Origin of the sequence: Methanoregula sp. UBA64, assembly GCF_002502735.1 — an archaeon.
In the GTDB taxonomy this organism is placed as follows: Archaea; Halobacteriota; Methanomicrobia; order Methanomicrobiales; family Methanospirillaceae; genus Methanoregula.
This window is the reverse complement of record NZ_DAQC01000001.1, coordinates 556,693-579,525: the sequence shown is the minus strand read 5'-3', so window position 1 is coordinate 579,525 and position 22,833 is coordinate 556,693. Positions and strand designations below refer to the sequence as shown.

Sequence of the window (22,833 nt, the reverse complement as noted above, 5' to 3'; positions counted from 1 at the left end):
AGATACATCTATGATGATCGAGTATCTCGTCCTGATCTCCTGCCTTGGATTTCTGGCATTCCTGATACCCGGTCGCCACCGGAAATACGCAGCAATCGTCGGCTGGGTCTTTATCGTCCTCTTCCTCTTTGCCACGCTGCCCGAATACTTTGCCGAGAACAACTTCCTGTACCCCGTGATGGCGGTCCTCTCGGTGCCGTTTTTGTATATCACCATAAAGCACCTCCTGGCAGAGGACATCCGCGTCCATTACCTCTCCCGGGCCGCGGCGATCGCCTTCCTGATCTATTTCCCGTTTGCGATCGACGACTATACCCAGATAAGCGGACTTGGCACCTGGCTGATTGGAGAAGTCGTGGGCCAGGTTGTCTGGCTGCTCCATCTCTTTAATTACCCGGTGAACCTCGAAGCATGGAACATCATTGCACAAAACGGCTTCCGGGTGGAGATCATCCTTGCCTGCACCGGCATCCAGAGCATTGCGATCATGCTCGGGGTCGCTGCTGCGGTCCCGACCACGCTCCGGCAAAAAGTCCTGGCATTCCTTCTGGTTGCCCCGACCATCTACATCCTCAACCTGTTCCGGAATGTCTTTGTGATCATGGCCTACACGAGCCAGTGGTTCCCCTATTACCCGGATATTGCGGGTAACGGCGAGATCGGGTACGAGAGTTTCTTCTGGGCCCACAACGTGATAGCGGAGATGCTCGCGCTCGTGCTCTTAATCCTGATCGCGTACGGGCTCTTTACCCTCATCCCCCGGCTCGGCACGTTTGCCGAGGAACTCTTCCAGCTGTACTATAGCGAGCTCTGCACTGCGTTCGGGAAAGGCGGCAGCCGCGGCCCCGGGCCGGTCCCGGTGCCGGAGACCGGCGAGCCTGCGCCCGCAGTCCCGGGCGAACCCGGCAAAGATCCCGGATCCGGGTCGTAACCGGGAACGCCCGGCACGAGAAGATCGTGTCGCTGTTTTTACTTTTTTTGCAGAGACCCGTCGCGTTTACCGTTCCTGAGAGACCGCCTGCCTGCCTCCCGACCCGCGGGGATTTGCCGCGGGAGAGTATCCAGTCCTTCCCGGGTAGGGCTGCACGGGTACGGGGACCGCCGGGAATTCACGGCGAACACTTCCTGCCGACAGGTTCGCGAAAGGAAACGGGCACAAAAAAGAGGAGCCGGGCCGGAGCTGCCCGGGAATTATTTCAGCGCACGGTACAGGTACAGGATCCGCTGGATGGCCGAGAGGTTCGTGCAGATCGCGATGATAATGACCGAGACCCAGATATAACCGGTGATGCCGCCGAGGATCAAAAAGAGGAACGTCTCCGGCCGGCCAAAGAACCCGACGCCTTCGAGCGGGTCGTCGATCTTTCCTTCCACCTTCTCACGGTACCCGATCTCCGCGTACACGACCGGCTTGATGAAGGTGTTCATCAGGGAACCCGTCATCGCAAGACCGACCACGGCAAAATCCGCAACCGGCGGAACCGGCAAAAACCCGCTGACAATCGTTATCCCGGAAAGGCCGATCCCGAGAATGACAAGGGCGTCCACGTACTTGTCCACGATCCAGTCAAAGACCGCCCCGAAGTTCGTATGGGAGTTGGTCTGCCGGGCAATGCTTCCGTCAATGAGGTCGAACAGTGCGGAGAGCACGAGAAGAATGCTCCCAAAAACGAACTGGCGTTCCACAAAAAGCGCAGCAGCAGCGATCCCGGCAACAAGGGCCAGAAACGAACACTGGTTCGGGGTGATACCGCACCGGACAAAGCCCCGGGCAACCGGTTCAAGGTACTGCTTGAACCGGGGCCGGAGGGCGGTAATATTCATGTTCCCATGATAGGTACGCGAACAATTAATAGTTACGGGACGGCCGCGGGCAGGGAAATACCTTAAATCCCGGGGGATTATATGAACCCGCAGAAATCAGCAAATTCTTTACATCCTGCACCAAACATTCTGTTACGAGTTGAATGTCATGGCAGCACCCACGGCCCGCCCCCACGTCCTCATGATGTCCGAGATCACCGCGGACGGCAAGCTTACCTTAAAAAAAGGAGCGTCCAGCAAGATCCTCATGAAGTACATGGCGCACGAGACCGAGATCCTGCTCCACGAGACCCGGGCTGCGTACGATGCGATCATGGTCGGTGCCAATACCATCAGGATCGATAACTCTTTTTTAACCGTGCGTCTCGTGCCCGGCAAGAGCCCGATCCGGGTCATCCCGACAAGCATGGCCGATATCCCGCTCGATGCAAACGTGCTCGGGCCGGATGCTCCCACCGTGATTGCGGTAGCGGAGAGAGCGCCGGCGGACCGGGTGGCTGCGATCCGGGCAAAAGGGGTGTCGGTGGTGGTGGCAGGAAAAGATCACGTGGAACTGCCGCTCCTCATGCAGATCCTTGCCGAACAGTTCGGGGTAAAAAAGCTGATGATCGAAGGCGGGCCGACCCTGAACTGGCACATGCTCCACGACAAACTTGTCGATGAGATCCGGCTGATCCACCTGCCCTTTATTGTCGGCGGTTCGGACACGCCGTCCCTTGTCGGGGGAATGCATATCAACACAGAAGACGAGATGATCCGGTTAAACCTCAAGAAATACTATATGTGCGGCACCAATCTCGTTTCAGAGTTCGACGTGCTGTACACCTAAGAGCACCCTTATGGCACAAACACCTGACAATTCCCCGGCGTATGCGGCGCCCGGACCGGCACCGCGTTCTGCCGGCCTGAAATGGTTCCTTGTTATCACGTTCGGTCTCATTGTGGTGATCGGGGTCCTGATCGCTTCGTTTTACTTAAACGATAATTCCCACCCGGGGGTCAAGGTCATCCGGATGGAAGGCGCGCTCTCAACCGGCGATTTCTCCGATGCGTCCGGTGTGGGCAGCGAGTACGTGGGCGACCAGCTCCGCGAAGCAGCCGATGACCCGATGGTCGAGGCAATCGTCATCCGTGTCGACAGCCCGGGCGGAACCCCGGCGGCGGCTGAAGAGATCATCAGCGATATGGAGTATGCAAAGACGAAAAAGCCGGTGGTCGTTTCGATGGGGGACATGGCGACTTCTGCGGCATACTACGTGAGCGCTCATGCCGACCGGATCTATGCGAGCCCCGACACCTTTACCGGGGCGGTCGGCGTTATCTGGACGTTCTCGGATATCAGTTCCTGGATGAAACAGGAAGGCTACAATGTTACGGTCGTGAAGTCCGGGGACAAGAAAGACATGGGCTCCTCTTCCCGGCCGATGAGTACCGGTGAACGGGAGTACGCCCAGCAGATCGTAAACGAGAGTTTCGAGCGGTTCATCACGGACGTGACCACGCAGCGGATGATCGCCCGTTCCGATATCGACGACGGCCGGGTCATCACGGGCGATGATGCCTTAAAGATCAACCTCATCGATAAGCTCGGCAATCTCAACGATGCGATTGCGGGCGCAAAGGAACTGGCCGAACAGCGGCGGAAATAATTTTTTCTTCTTTTTGTTCTTTTTTTAGTAGGGTTCCCGCAGTCTGAAGAGAATATTTTGCTCGCGGCTTTCTCTTACAAAACCGGGTAACCGGAGACGGTCGCCCGCAGGTCATATCTCGCGCCCCCGTCTTCGATAGGCAGTACCGCCCCCTAGCGAGACGGGTGAAGCCGTGCCACCCGTCGAGCGCGAGGGGGCCGGGGGCGAGAGCTCGTTTGGAGTTGATCATATAGTGATTTTCCCGATATGCTCTGCACAAATGACCGATGAATCCGGATAACAGGGTTTCTGGTTTTGTGTGTCCGCCGGGATCTGTTCTGTGGTAAAAATCTGGAAAAAAAGACGGATACTCTCTCCGCATCACACCATCCGGAGCGGGTCGGCTTTCATGTATTCCCGGCAGACCGTGGTAGCGTAGTGCCCGGGGGGAAGGGTAAATTTCAGGCACACAGTGTTCTCTTCGACCGAGGATTCGACCGCGGTCTTCATGGCGATCGGCCGCCATGCCCCGTCGAACTTTGCATGCACGAAGACCGAGGCCGTGCGGAAATTGTCGTGCGTGATCCGGTGGGTGGCAAGCAGATCGCGGACCGCAGCATTTTCGGTCCCGGGTGCGGGCTCGTCCTTTCCCGGCATGAAGAGCGCTATGCCGCACCGGCCCCGGGCGAGGTGGATGGTGACTGTCGGGATGTTTGCCGCAGTCACGGTGTCGGTCCGGCCGTTCGAGAAGATCAGCCGGTCGCCCGGCACCGGCTCGGAAAGACCATGGCCGTTTTTCAACCGGTCGGAGAGGGCGCAGTTGAAGAGGTACGACTGGAACGCGGAGACAAACATCGAGAGGAGTTTTGGCGGCAGCTGCTGAAGCGCACCGGCGTAATCGCCCGGGTTTGTGTGGAGGTGCGAGAGCATGGAACGCTCAAAGGACATCTGGGTGGGCATCTCCTTGAGTGCAAGCAGCGGGTCGCGGCTAAGAAAAAAGTGGCGCCGCACGTCCTGGATCCGTTCCTGTTCGTGGGGAAACGCCAGGCCCACATAGGTTGCCACGGCCTCTTCGTACTCGCCCCGGAGGATCAGCTCGCCGATCCGGTGGGTCAGCGGGCGGATGACCCCGAAACGCTGGAGCCCGAAATAGTTCGGGAATGCCTCTCCCGCTGCCCCGGTCACGGCCGCAACCCGGCCGGCAAGGTCTTCCCCTTCGGCCTCGCGGATCGCAAGATCGAACCGGTTGCCCAAAAGATCGCCAAGCGAGAGCTGCTCGTTAGCCGACCCGACAACTTCGAGCGTGATATCCTTAAGAGAGAACGCCGCGATCTCTTCCGGCGTAACCTTAAAGATCGAGATGAGCTGGGTGGTCTTTGCATTCTTGTCCTTGGTCCCCGCCCAGCCGATCCGCCGGTGACTGATACCCAGGCGTTTTGCGATCTCTTTTACTGCGTGCTGGAGCTCCCAGTTGTTCTTGGTGAGCCGGCAGATCAGGTACGGGCCGGTGTTCCCGCCCTTTCCCTCGCGGGGGATCTCTTTGACGATAAAATCCTCGGGCGTGGTGCGGAGCCTGCCGCCGATCCCCGGGGTATCGGTGGCATAATACTGCATACCGAGCTCGCGTTCGAGCGCATACGGGCTTTCTTTCATAAGAGGGAGAGCGCCCCGGTGATCTTGTCGAGGTCCTCGGACTTTGCAGGGCCAAGACCGAGCGCCGTGATAGTTCCCGGCGGGATCTCGGTCATGCCGGCGTCCTGGATGAGCGAGGTGGATATACCTGCCCGTTCCGCTATCACCTTGAGCTCGAAAAGAGCCCGCTCGCCATCTGCTTTTAAGACCACCTTTTTCTGGCCCTCAACCTGCCAGGCCTTCCGCAGCGTCTTGTCTGCGTTCTCAAACGCCCCGATGGACGCGTGGGCTGCCTGTGCGCACTTCTTGCCGCAGCTCATCTTGACATCGTTTCGCAGGACAAGGCACTGCTTGTACCTGAAACTGGGTTCGTATCCGGGTTTATTTTCAGATTGAGCTGGCTTTGGCATGGCAAAATTTCTTTGGTGCGGGCAGAAATTAACCTTCTCATTCCCAAAAAAACGGGCACGCAGTCCTAGGAACGAGAGCAGCGGAGCCCGGCTTTCTTTCCAAAAGACCGGGACACCGGGTGAGGGCCGGTTATTCCCGGCTACCAGAACCACTATGAGATCGCCCGCCAAAATGCAAGCATGAATAATGTTCAATCCGCATCAGGTGCTGCCCCCAGTACCCGGCTCAAGGGGCACCTGGCCGGGATAATGCTTGCCACCCTCGGCAAAAAACACCCGGATTTTGCTGATTTTTACGCTGCAAAAAAGGGCGATATCGAAAAAATAACGATCACCTGGCTGATCGATTCAAAGAGCAAATACGACGGGATAGCCTCGCCCGTCACAAATACGATCACCTTAAAAAAATTCCCCAAGTCCCCCAACGATGCACGGATTGTAGCCCGGGAGATCGAACACCTGCTGATCTGGAACCATGAATACCCCTACATTATGGCGGGCGATTGTGTCGATGCCGAAACCTGCCAGCGGCTCCAGGTGCTGGCCCGGGTTATTGAAGGAACAATCTATGAGCCGATGGTGGAATCGGAGATGAAAAAATATTTCAAAAAATTATGCGCTGAAAATTATCCCTCTGCCATGAAAGGTCTGGCAAAACTCATAGAAAACAAAGAGAAGCTCCTCCCGGAATTAAACGATCCCCGGAATCTCCTGTATTACAGCTGCCTTTATGTCCAGAAACGCCGGTTGCTTGAATCGACCTGCGATGCCGACAAGGTCGAGGAATATACCCGCAGGTTTTCTATGCATTTTGGCGGGACAATTCTGCCGTGCGCAGAGAAGATCCTCGCGGTTATTGCAAAGAACACGACCCGGTCTCCCTTAACGGTCCGGCAGATCTTCGACAACATACTCTGGAACCGGAACTGTGCGTTCGGGTACCGGTACTTCGAGGAGTTCGACCGGTTCGTTATCGACGAGTGATCCCGGGACAATTTTTTTTAGCGCTCATCGTCCCTCCCGGTAAAAATCCCCGGGAGGTAAACAGGTACCAGGTAACCCCGTCCGCCCGGGAACACAAAGTCTTTACTTTCTTCCTTTCAAGGTTAGTACAATGCCGGTTTTGGGAAACGGCCATTCCCGGGTCATCAAATCCCTGGGCCTGGTCTTTGGCGATATCGGGACCAGTCCCATCTACACGGTCGGCGCAATCCTCCTCTTTCTTCTCCCGACAACCGGGAATATCCTTGGTATTATCTCGCTTGTGATCTGGACGCTCTTTACGATCATCACCGTCCAGTACGTCTGGCTCGCAATGTCCCTGGGGACCAAGGGCGAGGGCGGCACGATCGTGCTCCGCGGGATCCTCGCAACTCTCTTGAAGCCGGGCATCACCCTCTCGGCCGTTACCATCCTCACCGTTGCCGGTATCGCGCTCTTCATCGGCGACGGCGTCATCACGCCCGCGATCAGTATCCTCTCCGCGGTCGAAGGTATCGCGCTCGTGCCCGGCTTTTCCGGTTTTGCCGGGACCGACGTGCTTTTGATCGCAGCCCTCATTGCAATCGGCCTCTTTATCATCCAGAAAAAAGGCACCGAGCACGTGGCGTGGATGTTCGGGCCGGTCATGCTCGTCTGGTTTGTCGCGCTCGGCGTTACCGGGGCGATTGCCATCATTGCCGCCCCGCAGGTGCTCCTCGCGCTGAGCCCGACCTTTGCCTTTGCCTTTGTAATGGAAAACGGCATCACCTCGTTCTTTGTCATGTCCGCCGTGATCCTCTGCGTGACCGGGGGCGAAGCGCTCTATGCCGATATGGGCCACCTGGGCCGCGAACCGATCATAAAAGGCTGGTACTGCATCTTTCCCGCGCTCGTGCTCAGCTATCTCGGGCAGGGCGCGTACGTGATTGCCGGCGGCTCGACAAAGAACGTGCTCTTCTCGATGGTACATGCGATCATCCCGATCGGCTACGTCCCGTTCCTTATCCTGAGTATCGCAGCAACGGTCATCGCGTCGCAGGCAATGATCAGCGGCATGTTCTCCATTGTATACCAGGCCATGAACACCAAGCTCCTCCCGCGGATGAAGATCGATTATACTTCGGCCGAGCTGCGCTCCCAGATCTATATCGATACCATCAACTGGCTGCTCATGGTAGCCGTGCTCGTGGTGATGATCGGATTTGGCTCATCGGAAAGCCTCTCGTCCGCGTACGGCCTCGCGGTCGCCGGGACCATGCTTATCTCCGCCATCCTGATGCTGCTGATCTTCATCCTGCGGGCTGAAGCGGTCAAGGCCATGGTCTGCGGGCTTTTGATCGAGGTGGACGTGCTATTTTTGCTCTCCTCGTTTGTCAAGATCCCGACCGGGGCCTACTGGTCGGTACTGATCGCCGCGCTCCCGTTTGTCATCATCCTCGCGTATATCCGGGGCCAGGACCGGCTCCACGATATGCTCAGGCCCGTGCCCTTAGAGGATTTTATCCCGAAATACACGGCGGCCTATAACTCGCTCCCGAAAATCCACGGCACCGCCCTCTACTTTACCGGCGAGGTTTCGAAAGTCTCCTCGTATGTTCCGCAGATCTTTTTCCAGAACGAGATCCTGTACGAGAACAATATCTTTGTCTCCATTGTGACCCATGACAAGCCGTTCGGGGTCACGACCGAGTTCGATACCAATCTCGCCCCGGGCCTCCAGGTATTTACCGTCCGGTGCGGGTACATGGAGATCATCGATCTTATCCAGCTGCTCCGCGCACAGGGAATTGAAGAGAAGACGATCTTCTATGGCATCGAGAACATCGTGAGCGACCGGTTCTTCTGGAAGATCTATTCGATCATCAAAAAGGTCACGCCCCCGTTTGTCCAGTTCTATACGCTGCCGCCGGAGAAGATCCACGGGGTCGTGACCCGGGTCGTGATGTGAGGCGGCACCGGCAGCAGCCGGGCAAAAATACCAGAAGCGCCAAATGGTTTTTCCGGAATATCCCATGCCGCTCCCGTACTCAGCCACGATCGTCCGCTCCCGGCGCCGCACGATCTCGCTTGAGATTACCCCCGAAGCCACGCTCGTTGTCCGGGCCCCGCAACGGACGCCCGAGTCCTACCTTGCCGGGCTCATAACAGAGAAACAGGACTGGATCGAAAAGAAGATGGCCGAGATCAGGAACCGGCCGGTGGCGGGAAAGAAGCGGTTTGTCGAGGGCGAAGAGTTCCTCTTTCTGGGAAGGTATTACCCGCTCGCAATCATTGCCGGGAGCGATGCCCCGGTCAGCCTCGGAACGTCCTTTTTTATCGGGGAGCGCAGCCTGCCCGGGGCCCGCGACCTCTTCTTGGCATGGTACGTGGAGAAGGCAAAAGCGCTTGTCCCGGCCCGGGTTGCCGGCTTTGCCGCGATCCTCGATTACCGGCCAAAGAAGATCCGGATCTCCGATACCCGCCGCCGCTGGGCCTCGTGCAGCACGTCCGGCACGCTCTCGTTCTGCTGGCGCCTGATCCTCGCGCCGCCGGAAGTGGTCGACTACGTGATCGTCCACGAGCTCGTCCACATGCGCCAGCCGGACCATTCCCCCCGGTTCTGGGAAAAAGTCGGGCAGGCAATGCCGGAGTATCAGAAACACCGGGAATGGCTGCGCAAAAACGAGCGCCTGCTCGATATATGAGTGCAGGATCCGGAGATTGCCCGGGGGGCTGTACGACGAACTGCCGGCGGGGTACCTAAAATAGGGTTTTCCTGATGGATGAACCGGTAACGTACGGGATTGCGGCTCTTGCGGTCATTTTTCTGGGGGTTGTGATAGCAGCCTAGGGAATCTTTCTTGTGATACTGTGGCTCGCCCGTGCGATCTTTTCCGGAGATCTCCCGCTCGCTTCCGGCATAATTCTGGGAATAATCGCTGCAACCTTCGCATATGTGGCAGTCGGGCTGTGGCTGAGAAAGACCGGCGCGATCTAAAAAATTAAAAAAAAAGTGTCGGGCATCAGGGTGCCGGCACGATCCGGGGTACCCGTTCTCCGAGGGAGCGCACCGTGCCGCCGTTCAGCTCCATGAGGGTCACGGACTTTTCCGGGATCTGCGCGTTGTTGTGGTAGGCGATGGTCCCGGTCAACCCGTCGTAGGTTTTGAGGGAGACAAGGCCGGCCCGGATATCGGACGGCGATAACGCTGCGGCCTGTGCCGCCACGTTTACGGTATCGTACCCGAGCGCAGCAAAGGCGTTGGGCTTTTCGCCGTACTCGATGTAATACCGTTTAATAAACGCACTCGTGTCCGGGTCAGCGGACGACGTGCTGATATCGCCATGCGTTGTGTACACGATCCGGCCCGCATCCGGCCCGGCAGCTGCGGCAAGCTTCGGGGAATCCATCGAGTCCCCTCCGATCACCGGTGCTGTGATCCCCGCGGCCCGTACCGCCCGGATCGCAGCGCCGCAGTCCTCCGGCCCGCAGGCAACGAGCACGACACCCGGTGCAGGAACCGCGGTTCCGGAAAGCTTCCCGGCTACTGACGGGATATCCTGGCTTCCTTCGTAAGGCACGACCTTGGTAATGGTTCCGCCGCCCTCGGCAAACCTCTCCATGAAATACTTCGGGAGGAGCCGCGTGTATTCCGTGGAATTGTCCATGACCACCAGGGCTGTTGTCGCGTTAAGATCGGACTGCGCGAATTCCGCTGCGGCTGCGGCCTGCGTGTTGTCGCCATAGCAGGCAAGGTAGAGGTAGCCCGGCACCTGCCCCGGAAGGAGCGGGGAGGTTGCGCCGGACGTGACAAAGACCGTGCGGGCGCCGGCTGCAACGCGGGCTGCCGGGAGAACCATGTCGGAATCGCTCATACCGATGATGACCTGCACGTGGTCGGTACCGATGAGGCGGTCTGCATCCGCTGCGATCTCGGTGGTGTTGGTCTTTCCGTCATATTCGGTCAGGATGACCTGCCGTCCCCCGATCCCCCCGCGCTCGTTGATCTGTGCTGCGGCAAGGCGGGCTCCCCGTGCAGAGGGAATGTCAAGGGACGACTGCGATCCGTTCAGGTTGTAGATCGCCCCGATGCGGATGGCATCGGACTGCCCTGTTGGTGTCCCGGCAGGGACCGAGAGCACGATGGCCGCGACAAAGATGAGGGCAAGGATCACGGCACCGGCAAGGATCGCGAGGGGCCGGAAGTCGGATCCTGTTTTAGGGGTTTTCGTAGTTTTCTTCATAACGTGCACACCCGGCAGGGGTCCCGGCGCCCCGTCTTATCCCGGCACCGTCCACTACAGACATGTGGGCGATGGTGCGGTTTAAGCATGACGAATATTTGCCTGTTTGTTAAAAACAGGAACCCCGGGCCCTGGCAACCCGTACTCCTGCACGGGGAATACCGTTCAATCCCGCTGAAAAAAAACAGTTATGCGGTTCCGGTATCAGTCCTTACAGTGGCAGACAGTACAGAAGTCGGGCATCTCCGCCGGGAGACCTTCCCACTCTTTTTTCCCGTGGCAGAGCACACATGCCCGGTCGCCGATCTCGGTGCTGTCCGTGAGCCGGTGGGTGACCACGATGCAGGGGATCTGCATCTCTTTTACGAACCGCCGGGTCAGGTCCTTTACGGTCTGCGTGCTCTCCGCATCGAGCGCGGTGAACGGCTCGTCCAACATTAAGAGGCGCGGCCCGATCGCAAGGGCCCGGGCAAGGGCAACGCGCTGTTTCTGTCCTCCCGAGAGGTTTCCCGCCCGGATCCCGGCAAGATCGGATATGTGCATCCGGTCCATCCAGAGCACTGCCTGTTCGAGGATCTCCTGACGGGAAATGCCCCGTCCCCGGAGGCCAAATGCAACATTGTCGCTCACGGTCATGTGGGGGAAGACTGCGGAGTTCTGGAGGACATACCCGATCCGGCGGTCCTCGGCCGGGATATTGATGCCCTCTTTTGAGTGGCAGATGCGCTCCCCGTTCAAGGTGATCACGGCGGTATCCGGTTCGAGCAGTCCCGCGAGAATGTTTAATGTCGTCGATTTTCCCGAGCCGTTTGTCCCCATCAGGACAAATATTTCGCCCGGCCGTACGGCAAGCGAAAGGTCGAGGGAGTAATCCCGGAGTTTTTTTGTCACCTGAGCTTCAAGCATGGAGCTCCTCCCTCTTCTGGACCAGGCGCACCGCGAGCATGATGGCAAACGAGATGATCACAAGCAGGATTGAGATCGTAAGCCCCACGTAGAGATTGCTCTCCATTCCCACGTACACTGCCAGAGGCATGGTCTGCGTGACCCCGGGCAGGTTGCCGGCAAACATGATCGTTGCCCCGAATTCCCCAAGCGCCCTCCCGAATGTCATGACCGCGCCCGAGACCAGGCCGCCTGCGGTCATCGGGAACGTGACGGACACGAGCGTCCTGAACGGCGATGCCCCGAGAGTCCGTGCTGTCTGTTCGTAGGCAGGATCGAGCTGCTCGAAGAGCGATTTTGCCTGCCGCAGGTAAAACGGTGAAGCAACGAAGATCTGCGCCAGGATTACCGCGAGCGTGGTAAATGCGATCTGGATCCCGGCCATGTTGAAATACTGGCCGAGGAGGCCGACCCGGCCGTAGAGCATGAGCAGTGCGACACCGGCAACAGCCGGGGGCAGGACCAGCGGAAGGTCGATGAAGGTATCGACAAGGACTTTTCCCGGGTACGAATAGCGCGAATGGAAATAGGCAAACGGGGTCCCGACCGCTATTACGATCACCAGGGTGATGCAGGTGGTAAACAGGCTGAGCCAGAGGGCACTTATCACCAGAGGATTCTCCAGGGTGACAAAGAACTGTGCGGGAGGGATCCGGAGGAACAGCGCAAGGATCGGAAGGGCAAGAAACAGCGTGACGGCGGCAATAAGTATGCCTGCTGCAAGGTACGCCAGCTTTCGGCGGGTTGTATCGTGACGGAGCCGTTCTGCGATCATGGCGTATCCTTTCTTTTACCGGATTAACCGCCGGCCCGGGGAAAAAAGGTAATGTTTGTAGAATTACACTGCGGGAGTGAACCCGTACTGCTTGAGGAGCTGCTGGCCAGCTGCTGAGAGCATGTAACTCTCGAACTCTCCGGCAACTGCCTTGTTCTTGCTCTCCTGTAAGACACCAATGGTGTAGGTCTGGAGATAGTTGTCTTTCTTGGGGATAGTAATCGACTGGTAGGTGCCCGGTGCAGCGGCGGTTGCCGTGGACTGGTACACAAAGCCTGCATCTACTTCGCCAAGGGAGACCTTGGTGGCAACTGCCGGCTCGGAAGTTTCGTAGGTGACAACATTAGCAAGGGTTGCGTTCTTCCATGCCTGCCCGTAGGTCGAGTTGGCAAGGTTGTTGACAACTGCGGTCGTTGCGGTTCCAACCGGGACCGTGTTTGCCGCCATTGCGATCTTCACGCCGGGCTTTGCAAGGTCGGAGAGCGACTGGATGTTTGCCGGGTTGGATGCCGGGAGAATCACAATCACGTAGTTCGTACACAGCGTCTTTACCGAGCTGTTGACGAAGTAGCCCTCGCTCTTCAAGGTGTTGGTATACGAGTTGCTCGCCGAGATGAACACATCGGAATATGCGCCGTTCTCGACCTGGGTCTTTAAGGCCTGGGTTCCGTCGAGGTTAAAGGCAACCTTGTGGGGCGGGTAGGCACTGTTGAAGCCCGAGCCGAGTGCCGGGGAAGCTCCCGAGAGGGATGCTGCCGTGAATGCAATGATGGTTGTCTCCGATGCAGTGTAGGTCGGGGCCGGGGTTGCGGTTGTCGCGACCGTTGTCGGGACTGCCGTTGCAACTGCGGTTGCAACCGGCGTTGCTGATGCTGCGGCCGGTGCGGTTGTTGCGGCCGTGGTGGCCGGTGTGGTGCTGGTTGTGCTCTGGGTGCAGCCGGCAAAGAGTGCCGCAGCCACCAGAAGCGCGAAGATCATGCTGATAAGCGCAAGTTTTGAGGGTGTCAGTTTTCCGTGCATAACTTTCACAATCCGTTAAACAGTTCCTTTATTGTATGTAACTTCCACCGAAAAGTAATTAAAAATTATGTTTTATTGATCGGGAGAAGTAACCACTTGTGGTTACTTCCCCCGGGCTAAAAAAAGTATACGATCATATCCGGGAGAGATGAGAGTGCTCCGGCACGATTCGTGCCGGTGGTGGCCCGGCCGGATAACCTGGGCGGGGTTAACAGGATTCTGGATAAATCACCTCGTTCGTGCAGGTATACCCGTTCTCTTAATAATCCCGCTGATCGTCCGGGAATACCCTGCGTGCCATACTATTTGCCTGCCTGAATCATATGCATTATCCCTCTTTTTGCATGACCCGGGTCCGGGTTACCGGCCGGTGTTTGTGGTTAGCCTGACTTTGATGGAATCTTTTCCAAGTTGTTCGGTTTCGAGCGTATACCCCCGGCGTTCTGCCTCTACCTCGATCCAGGGAGGGACATGGCTGCATACGATATCGAGGACGAGAAAGCCGCCGCTCTGGATGAACTGCTGGAGGACCTGCTTGCTCGACATATCCGGCCGCTTTCCCTGGACTTCCTTTATCGAGATAAAGAAGTTCCCCGGAGTTTTTTCCGTGGGTTTCGGGATGTCGGCTGCCGCGGGTTTCCCGGCCGGGACCTTTGCCTTTTCCTCATCGGCCCAGACGGAATCGAGAAACTCCTGAGGTTTCCCGGGAATCTCCCAGAGCGTGCATCCTGCTTTTTCCAGTTCGAAGTACAGGGCCCCGCTTGCCGACCGGGTTACCAGGACCCGGCAGTCGCCAAGGAATGCAGCAATACCGGCCGCTGCCGTGCGCATCCCTTTGAGGCCCTGCGATGGATCAAGAACAACGGGCATCCCGCGTACCCTGGACCAGGTGCCGGCGCTGCGGCTGAATACCGCAAGTGTTCCCGGATCACCCAGCCTTCCCGTTGTCCCGTCATCTCCAAGGATGACTGCGATCTCTTCTGCCATTGTTGCGCTTCCGGTGTCAGATCGCCAGACGTTCGACGATTTTGCCGCCTTCGATGTGCTCGTCCATGATCGCGGTCACATCGTCCGGCGTCACGGCACCGTACCAGACATTGTCCGGGTACACGACTACGATGGGGCCCTTGTCGCAGATCCCAAAGCAGCCGGTGTTTGAGAGGAACACGTCGCCGCCGCAGTCCCGTTCTTCGATCTCTTCCAGGAAGCGCGACATAATGTCAACGCCCTCTTTTGAGTGACAGAATCCTTTCTGCTGCCCGTTTGCGCGGGAGCTTGTACAGACAAAGATATGGTGTTTTGGTTTTTGCATGGTCTTACCTCCCCTCCGGTGAACAGAGGTGTTGTTTGATCTTCTGGCGGTACGTGGCATACTTGTGGCCAAGAAGCGTGTTGGTGAAACTGTCGAGGAACGCGAGCGTGCCCCGGTAGCCCACGGACAGGATCCTCTGGCCGCCCATCCGGTCGTGGATGGGATACCCTATGCGGAGGAGCGGGATATCGTGGCGCTCCGTGAGCAGTTTTCCTCCCGAGTGGCCGATCGCGATATTTGCTCCGGTACGAATCGCAGCCTCTTCAATTGCCGCAAAGTCGGCTTCCTCGATGAGCGCCGGGGCAGTATCTGCATCTGCGGTTACCGGCGCCAGCAGTCTGGCGAGTATACTGTTTTTCGAACCGGTTGCGATCACGGCCGGCAGAGCGCCGTTCTCGGAAAGAACCGATGTGAGCGCGTAAACCAGTTCGGGTTCGCCGTAGAGGACCGGCACACCGTCCGCATCGTACTTGTGCGCGTCGGCCATGGCGTCCATGAGCCATCCGCGTTCGAGCACGAGCTCGTCCGGCACTGCCTTCCCGCTGATCTCTGCAAGGGTCGCAATGAAGAGATCCATGTTTTTTAAGCCGATCGGAAGCGGAAGGTTCACCAGCGGGACATGAAACTCGTTTTCGAGATATTTTCCCGGGGAGAGATTATCCGGGCATGTTGAACCGAACTGGAGGGTCACCGGTGCGCCCGTCATCTCCGCAATCGCCGTGGTGGGCGTCCCGCCGGTTGGGATCTTCTGGTACTTCCCGCCATAGGGGCGGTCGAGCGTCAGGGAGATATCCGGGAGCAATGTGTATTCAATGCCCATGAGGCCGAGGATCCTTTGTATCTCCCGGAGATCGGCCGGGCTGATGTTGGGCACAATCACATTGATGCGCCGGTGGGACTGCGCGGGACGTGCATAGTAAGCGACAATCCTCCGGATGGCTGCCCAGTAGCCTTCGGCATGCGTGCCGCTGTAGCTCGGCGTCGGTACCGGAACGATATCGATCCCGGTGAGTTTCCTCTCTTCGATATAGGACGCAACGATCCGGTCGATATCCTCGCCCATGGTCTCGGCAAGGCAGGTGGTCAGCACGCCAAGGACTTTTGGCTGGTAGACCCGGATAACATTGTCCATGGCTTTTTTGAGGTTTGCCTCGCCGCCATGGATGGTCTGTTTCTCGTTTAAGGATGACGAGGCGATGTCAACCGGCTCGTTGAAGTGCTCGACATTAAAGAGCCGCATGTAGGTGCTGCAGCCCTGCGAGCCATGGATAAGCACCATCGCGTTCTCGATTCCCTTGAATGCGACCACGCCGCCAATCGGCATGCACATGGTGCACTGGTTCTCGCTTGTCTCTTTGACATGGCCCTGTACCGGGGCGGCAACGGCTGCTTCACTGGCCATGGATAGTACCTCCCGGAGCCGGGGTCCGCAGGGATTTCCAGACCGGAGAACAGGTGGTGACGTAGACCTCGCGGGCGAACCGGACCGCACCGTCAAAGCCGGCTAGGCCGTCTTTCCGGTCATGGTTGTGATCGACAAAGCCGATCCCGAGTTTGTATGCCAGGAACCGTTCCTTGACCCCGCCAATCATGACATCCACGTGTTTTTCAATCAGGAATTTTTCCAGTTCTGCCGGGTTCGCGTCATCGATGATGATCGTGCCTTCCGAGAGGATCCGGCTCATGTTCTCGTACTCGTCGGCATTTCCTGTCTGGGTGCCGGAGAGGACGATCTCCATGCCGAGACCGCGGAGCTGGCGGATGATGGCAATCGCCTTGTATGCGCCGCCCAGGTAGATTGCGGCGCGTTTGCCCCGCAGTTTGCTGCGGTATTTCTCGATCTCAGGCCGGATCCGGCTCATCTCGCGGGCAATCAGGGCTTCGGCCCGTGCGGAGATCGCGGGATCCTCATAGAACGCTGCAATCTTTCGCAGGCTCTCGGCCGTATTCTCGGGGCCGAAAAAGTTCACGTCCATGTAGGGCGTCCCGAACGAGCGTTCGAGGTTTGTCGCCACCCAGTGCATGGAACCGGTACACTGGACAAGGTTGAGACACGCGGACGGTGCACGTTTGAGTGCCGCAACCGTGGAGTCGCCGGTGAATGCCACATTGATCTCGATGCCCATTTCGGCAAGGTAGCGGCGGGTAAGCCACATCTCGCCGGCAAGGTTATACTCCCCGAGGAAGTTGACTTTGCGGGTCTTTTCAACGATCTCGCCCTCTTTTGGCCGGATCAGTGTAAGCAGGGCTTCTGCTGCCGCACGGTACCCGACAACCTTGTTGCCGGATATAAATCCGCTCGACTCGACCGGAATCACTTCGGTATTGTGCCGGGCTGATGCTGCTTTGCATACGGCAATGATGTCGTCGCCGATCATACCCGATACACAGGTGGCATAGACAAAAATGGCGGGAGGGTGGTATTTCTCCACTATTTCGTCAATACATGCCGCCAGCTTCTTCTCGCCGCCGAAGATGACATCTTTTTCTTTCATGTCTGTTGAAAAGCTGGTCCGGAAGAGTTCCGAACCGCTCGACAGGCTTCCGCGGATATCCATCGTATAGGTCGCACAGCCGATCGGGCCGTGGACCAGATGGACTGCATCGGTGACCGGGTTTAAGACTACCCGGGCCCCGCAGAATACGCAGGCCCGCTGGCTGACCGAACCGGCAAGGCTGTCCGTGGTGCAGTGAATGCGCGAACGGCTTTTTCCCGTGGTCAGGATGGAGTCCTGGCGCTCAGCGATACACGCGGTCGCAGCCCGCGAAAGCGTGCATGATTCTTCCATAGTGAAATCGTCACCTCCTTTTTGCTATGTTCGTACAATTTTGTGGTCTACAGAACCAGCTCGAAGTCTTCGTCAAGGGCATCGCGGTCGCGGCGTTCGAGAAGCGCGTTGCTGATCTGCTCGATTAAGCGCAGGCAGCCGCGGTAGCCGACCACGGGCATGAGCGGGTGGACGGCCCGGTCAAGGATCGGAAAGCCGAACCGGACGAGTGGGATATCCTCTTTTCGTGCAATGTACTTCCCGTAGGTCGTCCCGATCATGAGGTCGACTTTCTCTTCCCGGATCCACTCGTGAAGTTCGAAGAGATCGCCCTCGGCTTTGACTTTGCTCCCTGTGATGCCGGCATCGCCGAGCATTTTTGTGATGGTTGCTTCGAACTCTTTTCCCGGCGTCCCGGTAAGGACATACTTCGGGACCATGCCCATCGTAATGGCAAATTCGGTCATGGCGATCACATGGTCGGGGTCGCCAAAGACTGCCACTGTCTTTCCCTGGTAATGGAAATGGGTGTCTATGAGCGTATCGATGACCTGGCCGCGCTCGATGGCGATCTCCTTTGGGATCTCGACACCGAACCAGTCCTTGAGGGCCATGATGAAATCATCGGTTGCTTTCAGGCCGATGGGGAGTTTTAAGGGAATACCGGTGACGCCGCATTTCTCCTGGAGGAGATCGGCAGCAGCGTTTGAGGCAAAGGCGCCAAGCGCTAGCGTGACCTCGGAGTTGCCCGAATCACGGATCTCTGCGACCGTTGCCCCGCCCTCAGGGAACATCTGGTACTTGCTTGTGAGCGGTGCGTCAAGAACACCGGAGGTATCCGGGAACATGACGAGTTTAATACCCAGGGCGGTTACTATCCGCCGGATCTCGCGCATATCGCCGGGGTTGACAAAGCCGGGCAGGACATTGACCTGCTCTTTTTTTGTCTCGCCCTGTGCCTCTGCCAGGTATGCGACCATGGATTTGCACATGTTGGAGAAACCCGTGATGTGCGAACCCACGTAACTGGGGGTGTTGGTGTGGATGACGACTTTGCCCTCGGGGATCTCCGATTGTTTGATGATGTTGGGGACATCGTCGCCGATCGTTTCCGACAGGCATGTCGTGTGGATGGCGATGATGTCCGGGTTGTAGATCTTAAAGATGTTCTTGATCGATGTTTTCAGATTGCTCGCACCGCCAAAGACCGAAGCTCCTTCGGTAAAGGAACTCGAAGAAGCGAGCACCTGGTCGCGGAAATGCCGGGTCAAGTGCATCCGGTGATATGCGCAGCATCCCTGCGAACCGTGGCTGTGGGGCAGGCATCCGTGAATCCCGAGAGATGCATACATGGCCCCGATCGGCTGGCAGGTTTTTGCCGGGTTGATCTTGCCGGTCGTGTGTTCGATTTTACCTTCCGGTACGCATTCAAGCATGGGGAGCACCTTCCTGTACTTCAGATTCAGGCTCTTCCTCTCGTTCCCAGGGCGGGACAATCAGTTTCCAGGCGGGTGTCGAGAGGGCGTTTGTCACATCGTGCGCAAAGTTGATGGCGCCGTTGTATCCTGCATAGGGTCCGGCATAATCGTACGAATGCATCTGTTTTGCCGGGATGCCCATTTTCTCTGCAATGTACTTGTCGCGGACGCCGGTGAAGATCAGATCGGGCTTGAGTTTTTTAATGAGCTCCTCAAGCTCGTAGTGGTTGCAGTCGTCGATCATAATCTCGCCGGATTTCATATCCGGATACATGCCTTCGTAGTAGCTGATCGGCACTTCCTTTTTTAAGGCCTCGAACTGTTCTTTCGTGAGATCGAGGTACTGGTGTGCCTCGCGGTACATTGTTTCGTCCGGTTTGAGGTGGAGTTCGGGAATGTTTTTGGAGTCCGCATCGCTTTTAATCGTCGGGATGACCTGCCTGCCTTCGTAATCGTCGCGGTGGGCAAATTCATAGCCGGCAACAACGACCTCCATGCCAAGATCCTTTAACAGGTGCTGGTAGTGGTGGCTGCGGGACCCTCCGACGAAAGCAAACGCTTTCTTTCCCTGGCAGATCTTCCGGTATTGCTCAAGCGACGGTTCGATCCGGGCGGTCTCCCGCGCAATGACTTCCTCGGTCCGCGCTTCGAGCTCGGGGTCGTTAAAGCATTTTGCCAGCTGGCGCAACGATTGGTTCGTAGCTTCGATACCGATGAAGTTGACCTTGAGCCAGGGTATCCCGTACTTGGTCTCCATCATCTCGGCAATGTAGTTGATCGACCGGTGGCACTGGACGAGGTTAATATCCGCAAGGTGCAGGTTTTTGATATCCACGTAACTTGCGTCCCCGGTCAGCACGCTGTTGACCGTGTAGCCGCAGTCCTGCAGGATGCGTTCCTGTTCCCAGCCGTCGCCTCCGATGTTGTACTCGCCAAGGATGTTTATCACGTGTTTTCCGGGCTTTCTCTCAGTGCCGGTCCCGACAACATTCTGCATGATGTTGTTGTTCGCGATATGGTGGCCTGCCGACTGGCTGACCCCTTTGTAGCCTTCGCAGGCATAGGCAAGGACCTGGATCCCGTGGCGCTCCGATGCCGCTTTTGCAACCGCACCGATATCGTCGCCGATAAGCCCGATGGGGCACGTCGAACAGATGTTGATGGCACGCGGGTGGAAGGCACTCACGATCTCGTCGATCATCTTCGCGAGTTTCTTATCCCCGCCAAAGACGATATCCGGTTCCTGCATGTCGGTCGTAAAGCAGAGCTGTGAATAGATCTTGTCTTTGGGGGTCGTGGCGTCTGCACGCGCTTTGTTCCTCCGGGTTCCCCAGCTGTAATACCCGCAGCCTACCGGGCCGTGGGTGATCGTGATCATATCTTTTATCGGACCGACCACTACGCCTTTGCAGCCGGCATAGGCGCAGCCCCGCTGTGAGATGATGCCCGGGATGGTACGGGTGTTTGCTTCGATCTGAGGACAGGCTTCATCTGTTTCAGATTTGATGACAATGTGTTTTTTCCGGTTTTTCTTCACTGTATCCGGATACTGTGTGTAGATATCTTCGAGTGTTGTATCCATTCCGTCCATGAATGTTCACCTCCCTTACCAGATGGCTGCCTCTCCGGTCTCCCCGGTACGAACACGGACTGCATCGTACACCGGCAGGACAAAGATCGTCCCGTCACCAAGCCCGTGCTCCGTTTTGTTGGCGTTTGTGATCGCCTCGATTATCCGCGGAACGTCCTCATCGTGTGCGAGGATGGTAAAGAGACGCCGGGGGAAGAATCGCGATCCGTCAAGAAACGACGTGACCTGTTTTTCCGTATCTGCAGAGTCGCTAAACTCATCCACGCCCATCGAGAGGAGTTTTTGCCGGCATTCTTCCAGAACGCCGGGGTCCGTGATAAGTTTCCCGCGCCCGAGCACTTTTACCGCGGTAAAACCGGCAACGCCGGTATCCACGAGTGCTTTTTTGGTGGCGCCGGTCTTTTTCATCCGGACAATGGCCATGATCTCTTTCATTGCCAGTTCCCCCTTTCTAGAGTCCCTTGGTGTTTCTCGAGATGGTGTAGACCTCGTCTACCGGGCTCACAAAGATCTTCCCGTCGCCAAACGTTCCGTTCGCCCCGGTCCGCCCGGTCTCAAGCACGATCTTTACGACCTTGTCCTTCTCCTCGTCGGGAACGACCATGATGATGAGTACCTTGGGGATCTCATCGTACACCATTCCCCCGATCTTAATTCCCTTCTGCTTGCCCCTTCCAACCACATCCACCATGGTTGCGGCATTGAACCCCGCTGATGAAAGGTTCGCAAGGACCTCGTCTTTCTTTTCCGGCCTGACAATTGCACGTATCAGTAACATGGTTTACCGCCTCGTCATTTTTCCCTGTTCTTTCAAATGATCTGCACACTTTTTTTTATGCAATAGCGTCGAGGAATCCGTGCTGCATCATGAGTTCTTCAAGCCGGTCCTGGGTCATGGGTTTTGGCACGACGAACATCTTGTTGGTGTCGATCGCCTCAGCAAGGCTGCGGTATTCGCCGGCCTGTCCGGATGTCGGGTCGAAATCCACAACGGTTTTCTTGTTGATCTCGGCACGCTGGACGAGATTGTCACGCGGAACAAAGTAGATCAGCTGCGATCCAAGTTCTTCTGCAAATGCCTGGAGCAATGCACGCTCGTTATCGACTTTTCTGCTGTTACAGATAATCCCGCCAAGCCGGACTTTGCCGTTTATTGCATATTTCTGGATACCTTTGGAGATGTTGTTCGCTGCGTAGAGGGCCATGAGTTCCCCGGATGCGACGATATAGATCTCCTGGGCCTTGCCTTCACGGATCGGCATGGCAAAACCCCCGCACACCACATCGCCAAGCACATCGTAAAAGACATAGTCGAGATCCGGCGTGTATGCCCCGAGGGATTCGAGCAGGTTGATCGATGTGATGATACCGCGTCCTGCACAACCTACACCGGGTTCAGGGCCGCCGGATTCCACGCACATGGTATTCTTAAAGCCGGGTTTTAAGATCGCATCGAGCTCGATATCGTCTCCTTCGTCGCGGAGCGTGTCAAGCACGGTCTTCTGGCAGAGCCCGTGCAGGAGCAGGCGGGTTGAATCTGCTTTCGGGTCGCATCCTACGACCATGATCTTCTTGCCCGCCTCGGCAAGTGCCGCAACCGTGTTCTGCGTTGTTGTTGATTTGCCGATACCGCCTTTTCCGTAAATTGCTACCTGTCGTGTCATTCTTTTATTCCTCCGTTTAGTTTTTTTATACCTGAAATCCTTGCCCGCATCTCCGGGTTTCCCCGGTGATCCGGCATTCGTTATTTCTCCCTTTTTTTGCGTGCAGCGATTACCCGAGGCCCGATGTTACTGGTACAATCTCCGGAATCGTTTCAGGAAATGGGGATGTCCTGTAATCCCCCTTCTCTCTGAACGCCTCGTCCAACTCCCGGTTCGGGACAGTGGGCTTTTCATGCGAGCATTACCGTACCCGGGAATTTACCCGACACGTGTATTGCCGCATGTGAGCCTTTTCGTCATTCCGCCCAAGAGTAGATCGGCAACTTCAGATCTTCTGCAACGCCGTACGAATCGCATTGGGGCGATCCAAGCAATCCTGCCCCGCTCGACCGCGGCACTGAGGCACCCCTCGCATGCAGCGGTAACGTGAAGACAAATCTGGTCTGTCGCATCATTCCTCCTGTTATACCAGATCATTGTTTTACAAATATTTATATTTGATAGTAGGAACATTCCTTCTATCACAGCTGCATAATAAATAATGATCAATCAGGTAAAATGGAAAATGTTTTTTGAACCTCG

General features: G+C 57.1%; 23 protein-coding genes. 7 read left to right on the top strand and 16 right to left on the bottom strand.

The features are described from left to right. Positions 1 to 13 precede the first annotated feature (13 nt). On the top strand, positions 14 to 931 hold the full coding sequence (gene artA, locus BP758_RS02830) for an archaeosortase A (protein ID WP_292369950.1): 918 nt from the start codon (positions 14 to 16) through the stop codon (positions 929 to 931). 260 nt (positions 932 to 1,191) lie between these two features. Here the strand turns inward: artA and BP758_RS02825 are convergent, their stop codons facing one another. After that, on the bottom strand, positions 1,192 to 1,824 hold the full coding sequence (locus tag BP758_RS02825; protein WP_292368499.1) for a CDP-alcohol phosphatidyltransferase family protein: 633 nt from the start codon (positions 1,822 to 1,824) through the stop codon (positions 1,192 to 1,194). 148 nt (positions 1,825 to 1,972) lie between these two features. Between BP758_RS02825 and BP758_RS02820 the strand changes: the two genes are divergently transcribed. Together BP758_RS02820 and sppA are read left to right on the top strand one after the other, a co-directional pair. After that, positions 1,973 to 2,653, top strand: coding sequence for a dihydrofolate reductase family protein (locus tag BP758_RS02820; RefSeq protein ID WP_292368498.1), 681 nt, complete (start codon positions 1,973 to 1,975; stop codon positions 2,651 to 2,653). Positions 2,654 to 2,663: 10 nt separating this feature from the next. Further along, complete coding sequence (gene sppA, locus BP758_RS02815) at positions 2,664 to 3,473, top strand: signal peptide peptidase SppA (protein ID WP_292368496.1); 810 nt, start codon at positions 2,664 to 2,666, stop codon at positions 3,471 to 3,473. A gap of 360 nt (positions 3,474 to 3,833) precedes the next feature. Here the strand turns inward: sppA and truD are convergent, their stop codons facing one another. Both truD and pth2 read right to left on the bottom strand, forming a co-directional pair. After that, positions 3,834 to 5,105 (bottom strand): tRNA pseudouridine(13) synthase TruD, encoded by a 1,272-nt coding sequence (gene truD / locus BP758_RS02810; protein ID WP_292368494.1) that lies wholly within the window; start codon positions 5,103 to 5,105, stop codon positions 3,834 to 3,836. Then, positions 5,102 to 5,494, bottom strand: a complete 393-nt coding sequence (gene pth2 / locus BP758_RS02805; RefSeq protein ID WP_292368492.1) for a peptidyl-tRNA hydrolase Pth2 — start codon at positions 5,492 to 5,494, stop codon at positions 5,102 to 5,104. The genes truD and pth2 overlap by 4 nt, the downstream gene beginning before the upstream one ends. A gap of 180 nt (positions 5,495 to 5,674) precedes the next feature. Between pth2 and BP758_RS02800 the strand changes: the two genes are divergently transcribed. From BP758_RS02800 to BP758_RS02785, 4 genes are all read left to right on the top strand, one after another. Continuing rightward, on the top strand, positions 5,675 to 6,478 hold the full coding sequence (locus BP758_RS02800) for a hypothetical protein (protein ID WP_292368490.1): 804 nt from the start codon (positions 5,675 to 5,677) through the stop codon (positions 6,476 to 6,478). A gap of 130 nt (positions 6,479 to 6,608) precedes the next feature. After that, positions 6,609 to 8,423: a KUP/HAK/KT family potassium transporter gene (locus BP758_RS02795; protein ID WP_292368488.1), complete on the top strand. Its 1,815-nt coding sequence runs from the start codon at positions 6,609 to 6,611 to the stop codon at positions 8,421 to 8,423. A gap of 64 nt (positions 8,424 to 8,487) precedes the next feature. Further along, positions 8,488 to 9,159, top strand: coding sequence for a M48 family metallopeptidase (locus tag BP758_RS02790; RefSeq protein WP_292368486.1), 672 nt, complete (start codon positions 8,488 to 8,490; stop codon positions 9,157 to 9,159). A gap of 158 nt (positions 9,160 to 9,317) precedes the next feature. Continuing rightward, on the top strand, positions 9,318 to 9,452 hold the full coding sequence (locus BP758_RS02785; protein WP_292368484.1) for a hypothetical protein: 135 nt from the start codon (positions 9,318 to 9,320) through the stop codon (positions 9,450 to 9,452). Positions 9,453 to 9,477: 25 nt separating this feature from the next. On the opposite strand, the gene BP758_RS02780 is transcribed toward BP758_RS02785, so the two are convergent. From BP758_RS02780 to nifH, 13 genes are all read right to left on the bottom strand, one after another. Beyond that, positions 9,478 to 10,698: an ABC transporter substrate-binding protein gene (locus BP758_RS02780; RefSeq protein WP_292368482.1), complete on the bottom strand. Its 1,221-nt coding sequence runs from the start codon at positions 10,696 to 10,698 to the stop codon at positions 9,478 to 9,480. A gap of 204 nt (positions 10,699 to 10,902) precedes the next feature. Next, on the bottom strand, positions 10,903 to 11,604 hold the full coding sequence (locus tag BP758_RS02775) for a sulfate/molybdate ABC transporter ATP-binding protein (protein WP_292368481.1): 702 nt from the start codon (positions 11,602 to 11,604) through the stop codon (positions 10,903 to 10,905). Further along, on the bottom strand, positions 11,597 to 12,418 hold the full coding sequence (locus BP758_RS02770) for an ABC transporter permease (RefSeq protein WP_292368479.1): 822 nt from the start codon (positions 12,416 to 12,418) through the stop codon (positions 11,597 to 11,599). Before BP758_RS02770 ends, BP758_RS02775 begins: the two co-directional genes overlap by 8 nt. Before the next feature lie 63 nt (positions 12,419 to 12,481). Beyond that, positions 12,482 to 13,438 carry a molybdate ABC transporter substrate-binding protein gene (gene modA / locus BP758_RS02765; RefSeq protein WP_292368477.1) on the bottom strand — a complete coding sequence of 319 codons (957 nt, stop codon included), beginning with the start codon at positions 13,436 to 13,438 and terminating at the stop codon, positions 12,482 to 12,484. Between the two features lie 360 nt (positions 13,439 to 13,798). Beyond that, on the bottom strand, positions 13,799 to 14,425 hold the full coding sequence (locus tag BP758_RS02760) for a Fe-only nitrogenase accessory AnfO family protein (protein ID WP_292368475.1): 627 nt from the start codon (positions 14,423 to 14,425) through the stop codon (positions 13,799 to 13,801). Positions 14,426 to 14,441: 16 nt separating this feature from the next. Continuing rightward, on the bottom strand, positions 14,442 to 14,750 hold the full coding sequence (locus BP758_RS02755) for a 2Fe-2S ferredoxin (protein ID WP_292368473.1): 309 nt from the start codon (positions 14,748 to 14,750) through the stop codon (positions 14,442 to 14,444). Between the two features lie 4 nt (positions 14,751 to 14,754). Next, complete coding sequence (locus BP758_RS02750) at positions 14,755 to 16,152, bottom strand: nitrogenase component 1 (RefSeq protein WP_292368471.1); 1,398 nt, start codon at positions 16,150 to 16,152, stop codon at positions 14,755 to 14,757. After that, complete coding sequence (gene nifE / locus BP758_RS02745) at positions 16,142 to 17,539, bottom strand: nitrogenase iron-molybdenum cofactor biosynthesis protein NifE (protein WP_292368469.1); 1,398 nt, start codon at positions 17,537 to 17,539, stop codon at positions 16,142 to 16,144. Before nifE ends, BP758_RS02750 begins: the two co-directional genes overlap by 11 nt. Before the next feature lie 47 nt (positions 17,540 to 17,586). Beyond that, positions 17,587 to 18,954 (bottom strand): nitrogenase component 1, encoded by a 1,368-nt coding sequence (locus BP758_RS02740; RefSeq protein WP_292368467.1) that lies wholly within the window; start codon positions 18,952 to 18,954, stop codon positions 17,587 to 17,589. Further along, positions 18,947 to 20,587, bottom strand: a complete 1,641-nt coding sequence (gene nifD, locus BP758_RS02735; protein WP_292368465.1) for a nitrogenase molybdenum-iron protein alpha chain — start codon at positions 20,585 to 20,587, stop codon at positions 18,947 to 18,949. The genes BP758_RS02740 and nifD overlap by 8 nt, the downstream gene beginning before the upstream one ends. 15 nt (positions 20,588 to 20,602) lie before the next feature. Then, on the bottom strand, positions 20,603 to 21,022 hold the full coding sequence (locus tag BP758_RS02730; protein WP_292368462.1) for a P-II family nitrogen regulator: 420 nt from the start codon (positions 21,020 to 21,022) through the stop codon (positions 20,603 to 20,605). 16 nt (positions 21,023 to 21,038) lie between these two features. Continuing rightward, complete coding sequence (locus BP758_RS02725; protein ID WP_292368460.1) at positions 21,039 to 21,365, bottom strand: P-II family nitrogen regulator; 327 nt, start codon at positions 21,363 to 21,365, stop codon at positions 21,039 to 21,041. 55 nt (positions 21,366 to 21,420) lie between these two features. Next, positions 21,421 to 22,251, bottom strand: coding sequence for a nitrogenase iron protein (nifH, locus tag BP758_RS02720; protein ID WP_292368458.1), 831 nt, complete (start codon positions 22,249 to 22,251; stop codon positions 21,421 to 21,423). Positions 22,252 to 22,833: the final 582 nt, after the last annotated feature.